At 70.1% G+C, this 13909-nt stretch carries 5 protein-coding genes; all 5 read right to left on the bottom strand.

Annotated features, from left to right (window positions below; genetic code table 11):
* Window positions 1-11: 11 nt before the first annotated feature.
* Window positions 12-3101, bottom strand: coding sequence for an ABC transporter substrate-binding protein (locus TSH64_RS33595; protein WP_109451726.1), 3090 nt, complete (start codon window positions 3099-3101; stop codon window positions 12-14).
* A gap of 46 nt (window positions 3102-3147) precedes the next feature.
* Complete coding sequence (locus tag TSH64_RS33590; protein WP_109451724.1) at window positions 3148-4557, bottom strand: HlyD family type I secretion periplasmic adaptor subunit; 1410 nt, start codon at window positions 4555-4557, stop codon at window positions 3148-3150.
* Complete coding sequence (locus tag TSH64_RS33585) at window positions 4554-6236, bottom strand: ATP-binding cassette domain-containing protein (protein ID WP_109451722.1); 1683 nt, start codon at window positions 6234-6236, stop codon at window positions 4554-4556. Before TSH64_RS33585 ends, TSH64_RS33590 begins: the two co-directional genes overlap by 4 nt.
* Complete coding sequence (locus TSH64_RS33580) at window positions 6233-7609, bottom strand: TolC family protein (protein ID WP_247873309.1); 1377 nt, start codon at window positions 7607-7609, stop codon at window positions 6233-6235. The genes TSH64_RS33585 and TSH64_RS33580 overlap by 4 nt, the downstream gene beginning before the upstream one ends.
* A 198-nt stretch (window positions 7610-7807) precedes the next feature.
* Complete coding sequence (locus tag TSH64_RS36075) at window positions 7808-13777, bottom strand: hypothetical protein (protein WP_199237733.1); 5970 nt, start codon at window positions 13775-13777, stop codon at window positions 7808-7810.
* Window positions 13778-13909: the final 132 nt, after the last annotated feature.

Raw genomic sequence — 13909 nt, 5'->3', positions numbered from 1 at the left:
GATGCTCCTGCTCATGCCGGAACGGTCGCGTGCGGGATGGCGGCGGTGACGACCGCGGCGGCGGCGCCCGCCTCCAGCAGGTCGGGCGGGGTCGGGTCGATGCCGGCGTCGGCCAGCGTCCGGTAGACCGAGCGCCAGACCAGTTCCGGCACGGCGAAGCTGGCTTCGTGGTCCTGGACGCAGAAGAACAGGTTGTACTTGCACAGCCACTGTCCGTTGACGGCGCGGAAGCCGTCATAGCGGACGAAGGGCAGCCCGCCGGTGTCGCTGGGCATCACCCGGTCGGTGGCGCGCAGCGCCGTTGTCAGCAGGCCGCCCATCCGGCCGGGGTCGTGACGCGCATCGGCGAAATATTCCAGCTTCATCGAAACGCGCTCGACCGAGCTGAAATTGACGACGGTGGCTTCCGACACCTTGGCGTTCGGCATCGCGACGATGAAGCCGGCGACGTTGCGCACCCGCACCGTCCGCCATGTCATGTCGACCACGACGCCGCGCACGACGTCGGTGATCTGGATGCTGTCGCCGATCTGGAACGGCCGCTCGATGTTGAGGATGATGCCGGAGAAGACGTTGGCGATGTTGGCCTGGATGGCGAGGCCGATGACCATGCCGACGAGGCCGGAGGCCGCTAGCAGGCTGGTGATCGGCTGCTTCAGCACGAAGGCGATGATGCCGCAGCCGGCGAAGCCGAAGACGATCAGGGTGGAGAAGCGGCGGACGATGGCCGGGATGCGGCGCTGGGTGCGGATCTCCAGCGGGGTCCAGACGAAGCGTTCCAGCGTGCGGTCGGCCAGGATGGCCGGCACGATCCACCACAGCACGTTGATGCCGTTCACCACCATGGCGATGCCGCTCGCCGGCAGCGAGGCCACCGCCTGGTCCAGCACGATGTTGCCGGCCGACATCAGCAGGAGCGGCCAGGACAGGATGCGCATGAACAGCGTCTGGATCTTCCAGAACTGGCCGCGGTCGCGCCGGTCCATGAAGGCGGCGAAGACCGCCAGAACCGCACTGAAGATGGCGATGTAGACGAAGAAGTCGCGGTGGATGAAGTCGCGCGCCGCAGGTGCGTCCGGCGTCGCCACCACGCCGAAATCGACGCGGGAGAAGTCCGGCTGCGGCCGGCCGAAGCCGACATAGTTGGGATCACCCTCGCTGCTGACGCTGGTGACGTCCTGGGAGATCCAGGCGCGCGACAGCCGCCAGCCCGGCGACGGGGCCAGCACCCGCTTGGCGCGCAGCTGGTCGAGCAGGGTGGAGCTTTCGCTCTCCCCTTCCAGCGCCCGGCGGAAGCGGTCGGCGAGGCTGAGGTCGGCGGCCGACGCGGTTTCCGCCGCGGCCATCGCCTTCAGCTTCTCGACGAAGTCATTGGTGTTCACCAGCGACATGCCGAGCACGTCGGTGACGAACATCACCGTGTTGCGGTTCTGCGTCCGGTGGCGGAAGCTGACGCCGACGGAATGGCTGCCGTAAGGCGGCCGCTGGTCGGAGAAGTTCAGCGAGAAGCGCCCTTCGATCCGGTAGGCGACGTAGGTGGTCACCTCGCCGCGTTCCTCGCGGTAGGGTTTGCCGAGCTCCACCGGCTTGACCGCGTTGGTGAAGACGACGTCGGCCGGGTTGAAGGCGCCGCGGTAGCGGAACCAGATGGTCAGGTTCAGCGTCGCTTCGTTGGCGTCCGGGTTCAGGTCGCGGATCTCGTGCAGCTGGACGCCGGTGTAGATGACGTCCGTCTTGTACATGAAGCGGTCGTTGACGTAGAGCGCCCGCCCGCGCTGCACCTCCTCCAGGAAGTTGGAGACGCCGGCCTCGCGGATCGGCTGCAGCTGGGTCAGCGCCGCCACCGGATTCAGGCCGTTGTAGGTCGCCATCATCACCGGCAGCGTCGCCTGCCCGCGGGCGTCGAAGGTCCAGGTTCCGGCAGTCGACTGGACCGCGGTCTCGGCACGGTCATGGCCGGCGATTGCGAGGCGGAGCGCGTCGCCGTCGGGCTTGCCGGCGCCCACGGGTGCCGCGGCGATGGCGCCGGCGATCAGGTCGACGCCGTCGGCGCCCAGCGCCGCCGCCCAGTCGGGCACGGCGTTGAAGCGCTTCACATACTGGCCGTAGAAGCGCTGTGCCCGCTCGTTCGCCGTGTCGAACAGCACCGGCGAGGCGACCAGCAGGCCATGGCCGTAGGCCTCCGGCGTCAGCGCCTTGGGGTTCGCCTGCGTCTGGGCGACGATCTCGGTGCGGAAGGCGGCGGTCGCCATCTCCGAACTGCCGGCGATCAGGTTGCGCACGCCGACGTCGCGCAGGGCGACCACCACGCGCGCGCTGTCCACCGCCGAGCCGATGACGACGATGGCGCCGGTCGGCATCCGCTCCTTCACCGCCTGGGCGAGCGCCGGCAGGGCGCCGGCCCCACCGCGTCCGGGGGCGTAGGTCCACTGGTTGACCAGCTTGGTGCCGAAGCGCTGGAGGATGCTGTCGAACTGGCCGGCAAGGGACGCCGCCTGCTCGCTGTCCTCGCGGATGATGGCGACGGTCGGTTCGCCCACCACGTTGCGGACATAGTTGGCGAGGAAGCGGATTTCGTGGGTGCGGTCGAAGCCGATGCTGAACAGCCATGGGCTGGGTGCGCCGTCCGCCGGGCGGACCAGCGGGCGCGGCGCGATCAGCGGGATTTTCTTCTGCGCATAGATGGCGGCGGCGCTGTCGGTGGCGTCCGGCGTGTGGCCGACCACCGCGACGATTGCCGGGTCGTTGGCGATGCGCCGGGCGATCTCCAGCGACTTGCCCTTGTCACCCTCGTCGTCGAAGGGCCTGACCTCGACCGGGCGTCCGCCGATGCCGCCGGCCGCGTTGATGGTGTCGGCCCGCAGCGCCGCACCCTTGCGCAGCGCCAGCCCGAGCGCCGCGTCCGGTCCGCTCAGCGGCCCCACCACGGCGAGCGCCAGCGGCTCCCCGGCGCGCTCGCCGAGGAAGCCGGCGCGCACCACCAGCGACACCAGAACGGTGACCAGCATCGCCGCCGCCAGGATCAGGGCGAAGCGCGCCTTCTTGGTCATGTGCGACCAGCGCAGCGGCTGCCGGGAACGGGGCTGGAGCGAACTCAGCATCGGGTGGTCCTCGGGAGAGGGAGAAGTCTCATGATCGCAGCCATCCTCACCGCTCCTGCATCGCGTGCTGGAGGCCGTTGAGGACCGGCGAGAAGACGTAGTCGAGGATCGTGCGGCGCCCGGTCAGGATGCTGCAGGTCACCCGCACGCCGGGGAACAGCTCGTAGGTCTTGCCGCCATAGTCGAAGCGGGTCACCGGCAGCTCGACGCGGACCTTGTAGTAGGACTGCTTGTTGGCATCGAGCAGCGTGTCGGGGCTGATCGTCCGCACCCGCCCCTCGATATGGCCGAAGCGCGAGCCGTCGCTGCCGGCCAGCGTCACCACCACCGGCTGGTCGGTGCGGACATAGCCGATGTCCTGCACCGGCAGGCGGGCGTCCACCACCAGATTGCCGTCGCGCGGCACCAGCTCCACCACCGTCTCGCCGGCCTTGACGACGGCGCCCTTGGTGGAGACAGCCAGCGTCTTGACGATGCCGTCCATCGGCGCCCGCATGCTGGACCGGTCCAGGCCGTCCTGGTAGCGGGTCAGCCGCTGCGACAGTTCATTGTGGTTGCGCCGCGCCTCGTCCAGCGCGTTGCGGCCCTCTTCCTCGTACTTGCGGCCGATCCACACCAGCTTGCTGCGCGCCTCCGCCAGGGCCGCTTCGGCCTGGGCCAGGGTGGCGCGATCCTCGGCGATGGAGCCGGTGATGCGGGCGTCGTCGCGCAGAAGCTCCAGATGCTTCATGCGGTTGGTGATCTCGCGCTTCAGCAGGCTCTCGCTGATCGACAGCTGTTCGCGGATCAGCCCCTGCGCCACCTGGGAGCCGGAGATGCGGGCGCGGACGGCGGCCATCTGCTGCTCGCGCTGGACGATGTCCTGGCGCTGGATGTCGATGTCGGAGGCCAGCCTGTCGCGCCGGGCGCGGAACAGGTCGCGGGTTTGCGCCACCAGATCCGGCCGCTCGCGGGTCAGAGCCTCGGGAAAGTCGATGCCGTCGCGCCGCGTCACTTCGGCCTCCAGCCGGGCGATGTCGGCGGAAAGCGAGCCGAGGCGCAGCCTCAGCTCTTCCAGATCGGCGCGGGTCTTGGTCTGGTCCAGTTCGACCAGCACCTGCCCGGCCTTCACCGAATCGCCTTCCTGCACCAGGATGTCGCGGACGATGCCGCCTTCGAAATGCTGGACCGACTGGTTGTAGGCCAGCGGCACCACGTCGCCGGGCGCGCTGCTGGAGACGTTCAGTTCGGCGATGGAGGCCCAGCCAACCGCGGCCAGGAAGGCGGCGACGCTGACGGCGAACAGCCCGTCGCCGAAGCGGCTTTCGCTCTCCGGCGCCGTGGCGGCGGCGAAGGGCAGCGCCGGTGCCGCTGCCGCACCGCCCAGGTTGAGGCCGGGGGGAATGCCGGAGGCCAGGGCGGAGGGCAGGGTGGGGCTGGCGGCCCGCTTGCGGGTCAGCAGGGGAAGCGGCTTCATGATGCCACCAGTCCGGCCGGGTCACGGCTCATGGCCAAATCCTGCGACTGATCGAGGTCGAGCACCAGGGAGGCGCCCTGGAGGATGCGCGGATCGTGCGAGGCGATGACCACCGTATGGCCGGCGCGCGCCAGTTCGATCAGCGTGCGGTAGACGACGGCGGTGCCTTCGGCGTCGAGACCGTCGGTCGGCTCGTCGAGCAGGATCAGCCGGCCGCCGACCGCCAGCGCACGGGCGAGCGCCAGCCGGCGCCGGTGCCCGACCGGCAGTTCCTGGCCGAAGTTGCGCAGCGGCGTGTCGAGCCCATGGGCACAGTCGGCCACGGCGCGCTCGGCACCGGCACGGTGCAGGACGGCCTGCAACTCCGTCTCCGACAGGCGCGGGTTGGCGATCAGCAGATTCTCCCGGATGGTCCGGTTGAGGAAGACGGGCTCTTGCGGCAGGTAGCCGGTCTGCTGGCGCCACCAGAGGGGCGCGAATTTGCGGATGTCGACGCCGTCGGCCAGGACGGCCCCCTCCTGCGGGTCGGCAAGCCCGGCGATCAGGCGGATCAGCGTCGATTTGCCCGACCCGTTCCGCCCCTTCAGCACCAGGATGTTGCCGGCGGGCACCGACAGGGAGAGGCGGCGCAGCAGCGGCGTGACCGCGCCGGCCGGGGTGTAGGTCAGGTCGCGCAGTTCCAGCGTGCCGCCGTAGCGGGGCAGGCTGGTGCCGGTCGGCGGCTCCACCGCCGTGCGGGCGAACTGCTCCAGCCGGCTCTGCGCCTGCCGGGCCATCGCCAGCGATTCCCCGATCTGCGCCAGCCGGGTGAAGGGGGCCAGCGCCCGGCTGACCAGCAGGTTGACGCCGATCAGCGAGCCGACATCCAGCTCGCCGCGCACCACCAGCACGGCACCGGTGGCGATCACCGCGACACCCTGAAGGGCCTGGAGGCTCTGCGCCATCGACTGGGCGCGGCCCTGGCGCATCGACATGCGCTCGCGCAGGCTCCGGAGCGTCTTCGCCGCGCGCTGCCAGTCGCCGAGCAGCGGCTTGGCGCCGCCGAACAGCGCCACCGCGTCGCGGCCGACGATGGCGGAGGTGACGAGCCCCTGCGCATCGGCGCCGGCCTGGGCCAGATCGCGGCCGACCGCCCGCATGTCGGCCTGGGCCAGCAGGCCGGCGGCGATCGACAGCAGGGTGAACAGCACGCAGATCGCCGCCAGCGGCCAGGAGACCAGCGCCACCACGAGGATGAATCCCAGCGCGAAGGGCAGGTCGAACAGCGTCGCCAGATTGGCGGAGCCGAGTGCTGCGTCGATCTGTTCGGGCGCCCGCATCGCCTCGCGCCGGGCGGCGTCGCCCTCCGCCGAGCCGGCGCCGCTGCGCGCGGTCAGCAGGATGCCGAAGGCGCCGGTCGCCAGACGGTCATGCTCAGCGCGGCCGATACGGCCGGCGATGCCGAGGCGGACATGGCGGAACAGATGCTCGAAGGCGATGGACAGCACCACCCCGACGGTCAGCGCCGCCAGCGTGGAATCGACGCCGTGCGTCACATACCGGTTCAGCACCAGCATGGTGTAGAAGGAGGAGGCGAGGCCGAGCAGGTTCGCCGCGAGCGACGCCGCGAAGACGCGGGTCGTCAGCCGCAGGTTGGAGCGCAGCCGCAGGAGCAGCAGTCCGATAGCGCCGCCGGTCATTGCTGGTCTCCCTTCCCACGCTTGCGCTTTGTGTCCCGGCTCCCGTCATTCCGGTTTCCGGGAGGTGCCGGCTCGGCCTTGCCGGAGCCGTCGAACAGGCCGCGGCCCATCGCCGCCAGCTTCGGCATCGGCTTGGTCTGGATGTCGGCGGCAGTCAGGCGCCCCATGGCGGCGAGCAGGCGGTATCCGGCGAGAACCAGTTCCGTCTCCGCCGCGGCGGCATCGCTGCGCGCGTTGATCAGCGTCGTCTCGCCCGACAGGATGTCGATGAGCGACCGCGAGCCCAATTCGCGCTCCGCCCGCGCCACGTCGAGGAAGCCGGCGGCGAGGCTGGCCTGATCGTTCAGCAGCCGCACCTGCGAGCGGGCGCTCTCCAGCCGGTTCCAGCTGTTGCGGACGGTTTCCAGAACCGTGCGTTCTTGGTCGGCGAAGTTGGCGTCGGCGGCGCGCAGGTCGGCTTCGGCGAGGCGGACGCTGTTGATCGCGGTCAGGCCGGTGTTCAGCGAGAAAGTGACCTGCAGCTTGAACAGCAGCTCGTCCTGCCGGCCCGGCTGGCCGGCGACGTCGCTCTTGATGTTGCGCTCGACATAGCCTTCCACCCTCGGATAGAGGGTGCGGCCGCGCACCGAGGCCACCGCCTCCTGGGCGGCGGCCGTGGTCAGGGCCAGTTCCTGGAGGCGCGGGTTGTGGCGGCGCGCCTCGTCCACCGCTGCGTCCATCGACTGCGGCAGGGCGGCCTTGGTCATCGCCAGCACTTCGGCGCCGTCCAGTTGGAAGGGCACATGGCCGAAATAGGCCTGGAAGCGGCTGAGCGCCGTCTGCATCGCCTCCTCCGCCGCGACGCGGCGTGCCTGGGCGCCGGCAAGCTGGCTCTTGGCCTGGAGAACGTCGGTGGTGAAGCCGTAGCCCTCCTGAAGCCGGACCTCCTCCAGGCCGGTCTGCCGGCGGATGTTGTCTTCCGACTGGCGGGAGAAGACGAGCAGCCGGTGGGCGCGGACGAGGGTGGCGTAGGCGCTCAATCCTTCCACCAGCAATTCCTGGCGGGTGCGCTCGACGGCGATGTCGGCGCGGACCACGGAGACCTGCGCCCGCCGGATGTCGGCGTTGGTCGCGTCGAAATCCCAGATCAGCTGGGTCGCGCGCACCGACAGCTGCTTGGCGTTCAGGTCGGTGTTGGGAAGGCCGGCCGGCTTGTTGGTGGTCTCCCGCCCGCCATTGGCCGACAGGCTGAGCGTCGGGTACCAGCCGCCATGGCTGATCCGCAGCGCGTTGCGGGCGGACTCGGCCGCAGCCTCCGCCCCCCTCAGCCGGTCATGGGTTTCGGTCGCCTTGCCGATCAGGGAGATCACGTCATCGCGTGGGGACGCAAACACAGGTTGCGCACCCCAGCCGATCAGCGGAAGCAAGACCGCAGCAGAAATGAAGGATTTACGCATGGGGGTCCTGGGGCTCGCCGTCGACCGAAGCTTATGGGCTTGCGACACTGGCGAACATAGCCGACAACCCTTATAGGGCTTTAAGACAAAACAGTGTTCAAATTCCTAATAAATCCTCTAAATCTGACAATTTCATTAGGGGGTCGTGATATGATGCACGCTTTGTGTATCGGTGTTTTGCAAATGGTGCTGATCGAAGACGTGAGGTGCCGCAGTCGAATCCGACAAATGAGAGAAAGTGTCTTGCGGCACAACTGTACCGTCCGCGGGCAAGCCCAGGCCTGACGTCAGCAGAGCTGCGAAATTGGTGCCCGATGCTGCCGCCTGCGGCTGGACCTGAACCTGCGCGGCGGAGGCGGCCTTCACATCGAAGGCCACACCGGCCACCGCATGGCTGCTGCCGTCGGCCATCGTCATGTTGGTGGTGCCGAGGATGCGGCTGCCGGCCAGGGTGGCGTCGCTCGGGCTCGCGGTGGTGGCGATGGAACGGATGCCGGCCTCCGCCAGTCCGCGCAACTCGGCCGCCTGGCTCACGCCGTCGCCATTGATGTCCTGCCAGACCTTCAGGGTGGCGAAGGCCTCGTCGGTCGCGTCCAGGCGGCCGTCATGGTTGCGGTCGAGGGAGGCGAGCGCCTCCAGGCTGCTGTTGAAGCCGTTGCCGAACTGTTCGGAAACCAGTTCGTGCGCGTCGTCGATCCGCCCGTTCCCGTTGCTGTCCTGCACCAGCAGGGCATTGCCGGCCCCGATCCAGCCGGTGCTGTCGGCGACGCCGTCGCCGGTCACGTCGAAATGGACGCCGTCGGACAGCGGGCGCAGCGCCAGCCCGTGGCCGGTCATGTCCAGCACGATGGGATCGCTGGCGACGGTGGTCAGCTTGATGTTGTCGACGCGCAGGATCGGGTTGACGCTGTTGTCGCCGGTGTCGGAGGTTCCGAATCCCAGCGACAGGGTGCTGTTGGCCGAAACGACCACGCTGAAGCTGCCGCTGGCGCTCGCCTCCTTGGCCAGCAGCGTCACCACGCCGTTGACGCTGACGAAGGCGAAGTCGTGGTACGAGGCGTTGTCGGTGAAGGTGAAGGACCAGTCGAAGGTCAGCGTCGTGTCCTGCGTCACCGTCACGGTCGTGCCGAGCTTCATCGCGTGGCCGGCGGACGGCACCGTCCCGGTGGCCGTGGCGATGGAGCCGTGTGCAAGGCCGAGGAAGTCTTCCAACTGGGTCGGTGTCTGGCCGCTTGCCGAGGTGAGGGTGGCCTCATGGCCGTCGCCGGTCGTGCCGACGGTGGCACCACCGGTGTAGGTCCAGCCGGTCAGCCCGTCGTCGAAGGTGCCGTTCGGAATCAGCACGCCGGGGTGCAGCGTCACGCTGTCGGTCGCGGTGGAGAAGGCGCTGCCGGCGCTGGTGTCCATCGTCACCTTGGTGCCGGCGGTCCCGCTGGTCTGGTCCCAGGCATGGATGGTCAGGGCGCCGCTGATGGTGCCGGGAACCGAGGCGTTGGGCTGGAAATAGAGCCGGTCGGTCGAGCGCAGCAGCAGGGCGGAATCGCTGTCGTCGACGGTGCCGACGAGGCTCCAGGTCGAACCGCCGTCGGTCGAGAACCACCAATGCCCGTAGGCTTCGTTGGTCCCGACCAGGGCGATGCCGGTGACCGCACCGCTGTCGCCATCGGTGACGTTCGCCGGGCCGCTGCCGTTCAGGCCGACCAGCGTCGACACGGCGATGCCCGCGGTTCCCGCCGTGGGCGCCGCGAGGGCCTCGCCTGCAACGGAAAGGGAGAGATCGGTGTCGGCCAGGACCGGGGAGGCGTTCGGCGGCGCCACCGTCACGGCAACGGACGTGCTGGCGGTCAGCGGCCCGCCGGCGCCGCCACCGCCCTGGTCGTCGACCACGACATGGATGCTGTCGGCGCCGGTGTAGGAGGTTGCGGTATAGAGAAGCCCGTTGGTGGCGCCCAGCAGGCTGTTGATGGTGGCGAGCGTCGCCCGGATGGTGACGGTGTCCGTGCCGTTGCCGGTGATGACGGCGTCCGTTCCGCCATCGGCGAGCGTCAGCGTCCCGTGCCCGGCGGACAGGGTCACCAGCAGCGGGGTCGAGCCGGCATCGATGTCCGACACCGACAGGCCGGTGACCGCGACCGCCACCCCCTTCACCGTCGACAGCGCCGTGGTGCCGGCGGTGACCTCGGGGGCGTCGTTGACCGGCGTGACGCTGCCGGTCAGGGCGATGGTTTCGGCACTGTAGACCGTGCTGCCGCCGACGCCGTGCGTCAGGTCGACATGGCCGCCCGTGGCGGTGGTGCCGGCGCCCTGTTCGATCAGCCGGACGGTCAGGGCCGGGGTGGTGCCGTTCCAGTCGGCCGCAGGCACGAAGCGCAGCCGGTCGGCGGCGGCGACCACCAGGGCCGACCCTTCCGACACCGCGCCCACCGCCGCCCAGGCGGTGCCGGTCCAATATTGCCAGACGCCTTCCGTCGCGGTCGCCGCATTGCCGACGATGGCGATTCCGGCAAAGCCGTTGGCCGACGATCCTCCAACCACGGCGTCGGCCGCGTCGGAGAACAGGCTGCCGAACAGGCTGGTGACGGTGGAGCCGGCCGGATCGGCGGTGTCCTCGGCGATGGCCGGCAGGGTTGCCGCGGTGCCGGTGGCGACCGGCGCGTCGTTGACGGCATCGACGCCGCCGGTCAGCGTGACGGTGCCGGCGCTGAAACGGCTGGTTCCGCCGCCCGCGGTCACGGTGACGCGCTCGCCGCTGGTGATCGCGCCCAGCGAATCGTCCGCCAGCCGGACGGTCAGGGCCGGGGTGGTGCCGTTCCAGTCGGCGGCGGGCAGGAAGCGCAGGGCGGTGCCGGCGGCCAGCAGGAGGCCGTTGCCGGCGCTTGCCGCGCCGATGTCGGCCCAGCTGCTTCCGGTCCAATACTGCCACAGCCCCTGCGTCGCCGTAGCGGCATTGCCGACCACCAGCACCCCGGCGAAGGCGTTCGCCGTCGATCCGCCGGCCACGGCATCGGTGGGGTCGGAGAACAGGCCGCCGAACAGGGTGGAAACGGTCGTTCCGGACGGATTGACGGCATCCTCCGCGATGTGTGCCAGCGTCGCCGTCGTCCCGGTGGCGATCGGAGCATCGTTGACGGCGGTCACGCGGGTGTCGAGCTGGATGGCCGACACGCTGTAGGGGGTGATGCCGCCGACGCCGAGGCTCTTCAGATCGACGCGGTCGCCGCTGACGATGGCGCCTGCCGAATCGTCGACCAGACGCACCATCAGGCTGGGGGGCTGCCCGTTCCAGTTTGCGACGGGAAGGAAGCGCAGCATCGTCTCGGCGGACAGCAGCAGCGCGTTGCCGTCCGACGCAGCACCGACGGCGACCCAGCTGCTTCCGTTCCAGTACTGCCATTCGCCCTGGGCGGAGTTGCCGGGATTGGCGACCACGGCGATGCCGGCGAAACCGTCGCCGGTGGCGCCGAACACCGCATCGCTCGGGTCCGAGAACAGTTTGCCGAACAGGGTCGAGACGGAGGCGCCGGCCGGATTGCCGCTGTCCTCCGCCACGGCGTCCAGGACGGCCTGCACGCCGGTCGCCACCGGGGCGCCGTTGACGGAGGTGACGTCGATGGACAGCTTCGCCACATCGGAGGACAGGGGCGTGGTGCCGCCGGTTCCGTCGAGCGTGAACAGCCGGTGCTCGGCACCGCTGAACCCGCCGGTCCACTCGTTCCCGACGGCCCGCAGTTCAAGGGCGGGCGCCTGGCCGGAGGCACCGGCCGCAGGCAGGAAGCGCAGCAGGGCATTGCCCGGCAGCACCAGTGCCGCCGTTTCGGCGACCGATCCGACCGCGCTCCAGTTGGTGCCGTCGACGCTGTACTGCCAGATGCCGAGTTGCGACCCCTGGTTCGCCACCACCGCGACGCCGACCACGCTGCTGCCGGTCTCGCCGGGACGGAACATCGCTTCGATGAGGTGGAAGACGGTGAAGCCGGCGGGAGTGGCGGTTCCCTCGGCAATCGCCAGCGCCTTTGCCATGGCCGCCGCGTCGAAGGATGCCGACAGCGTCGGCGCCGCGGCGTGGTGCTCGGCCGGGACGGTGGGGGTGGCGGGCAGCGTCGGCGTAACGGTCGGCGTGGTGGTGCCAGCGGTGTCGGATGTCGCGTTTTCGACGGCACGGACCACCGACTGCACCGCCCGCTGCTGGCTCTGTGCTGCGACGGCGAAGGCATCGCCGGTACTCAGTGCCTTCGTCACCGAAGGGGCGGAAACGGCCGGCCGCGCGTCCGTCGATGCGGCGGAGTGGGCTGTAGCGTCGCTCGTGGCGGTGCCCTTGTCCGTCGTGCCGGGCAGATCGAAGCTGATGGCCTTGGGCGCGGCATCGCTCATCGCCGCCTGCTTTGTCGCCGGCGGGGGGGAGGCGTCCGGTGCCGCCGGCTTTCCATCGGCGGACGCATCGGGCGCGGCCTTGGCGCCGGTGTTCTCCTTGCCGTCGGTCTTCGCATCGCCCTTGTCGCTCGCCTTATCGTCCGCCTTGGCGTCCTTCCCGTCCTTTTCCTGTCCGCCATCGTCCTTCGCCTGGGCGTCCGCCACCTGTTCGGCGGCCTTGCCGTCGGCGCTGTCGCTGTGCTGGGCCCCATCCTTGGCCCCATCCTTGGCGGCCTGCTTGGTCTCGCCGGCCTCCTTGGCGGCTGCCGCCTTGTCCGGGTTGGCGAGGTCGGCAATCGCCTTGTCCTGCGCCGACACCGGGACTTCGCTGGCCTGGGTGTTCTGCTGGACCGTGTCTGCGGCCTGACGGGCCGCCGCCAGCGCCTGCCCGGCGGGCCGTCCCTCCGCCAGGGCCTGCCCGAGCGCCGCGCTGAAGGCGGCACCCGAGCCGCCGAGGGCCTGGACGGCCTGCTGGACATTCTGTCCGCTGGCGAGAGCCGTGACCAGCGGATCGGCCTTCACGCCCTTTGCCGTCTCGGCCGACAGGGACGATGCCGCGGCGACGTCCTGGCGCGCCGTGCCCAGGGCGCCGGACGGCTCATGGCCCGTGGACAGGGCGCTGCCCAGGGCCTGTCCGAATCCACCGGCCGCGGCCGGGTCGATGCCGGCGGCCGAGGCGAAGGACTTGACGGTTTCGCCGACATTGCGGCCGGAGGCGAGCGACGCGACCAGCGCGTCCGCCGGCTTCGGCGGCACGACGGCGGCGTTCTGGCTGGCGGTCATCTCCGTCTGTGCCCTGACCGACGCGGCGAGAGCGGCGTCCGGCGATCCTCCCTGCGTCAGGGCATCAGTGAGGACGCTGGCGAAAGCGGCCCCGTTCGCGGCGGTGTGCGCCTCGGCGCTGCCGGAAGACAGGGCGGCGAGCATGCGGGCGCCGTCTGACTGCCCAACCGTGGTGGAGTTGGCCAAGGCCTCGCTGTTGGCACTCGTTTCCTTCGCCGCGGTCACGGCGGCGGTGGAGTCGGTGCCGCTGGACAGCGCGCGTTCCAGCGTGTCGGCGAAGTGGCTGTTCTGCCCGGCCCCTACCGCCTTCACCGCCTCCTGGACGCCGGAGCCGGAGGCCAGGGCGGCGCTCAATTGCTCGGCCGGGGAAAGCGGCGCTGCCGCCGGTGTGACCGTGGGGGATAGCGGTGCGTTCAGGGCCTGCGACAGGGCGGCAATCGGGTCGGCCGCACCCGCCGGCCGGGCGAGCGGGTCCATCACCCCGTTGAACAGGGCGGCGGACAGGTCGGATGCCGTGCCCTTTGCAATCAGCGCGTCCGTTCCGTGTCCCTGCCCTTGCGCCAATGCGCTGGCCACGCGCTGCTCGCCGGTCAGCGAGGCCGCTTCCTGAGTCGCCTGGGCCATCCGCGCGGCAGCACCGGCGGCGATCCGGTTCGCCTGGGCAATGGCCGCATCCGGCGTCGCCTGCGCACCGAGCCCGGCTGCGAAGTCGTGCATCCAACCATCGACGAGCGTGCCCGCAGACGCCTCTGGCAGGCCCTGTCCGGCCAGGGCCGCGGCCATCTTCCCCTGAACGGCTTTCAGCGCGCCCGGGTCGCCGCTGAGCATCACCGCGGCGGCTTCCGAAGCGAGTGCGTCCGGAATGGTCAGGAGCGGGGCGGACGGGGCGTCGGCCTTCAGGGTGTCAGGCATCTGGAACCTTTCGCCGGCGCTGCATTTGCTTGTAGCAATCGCAATAACACAGCGATTCACTGAAGAAAATCTAAACGCCCAGGTAACAGTTTGGATACTGAAGCGGTCTTGCTGCAAAATCGACCGGCACCG

Origin of the sequence: Azospirillum sp. TSH64, from assembly GCF_003116035.1 — a bacterium.
In the GTDB taxonomy this organism is placed as follows: Bacteria; Pseudomonadota; Alphaproteobacteria; order Azospirillales; family Azospirillaceae; genus Azospirillum.
The sequence above is the reverse complement of the archived record's forward strand: the minus strand, read 5'-3'. Positions and strand labels throughout refer to the sequence as shown.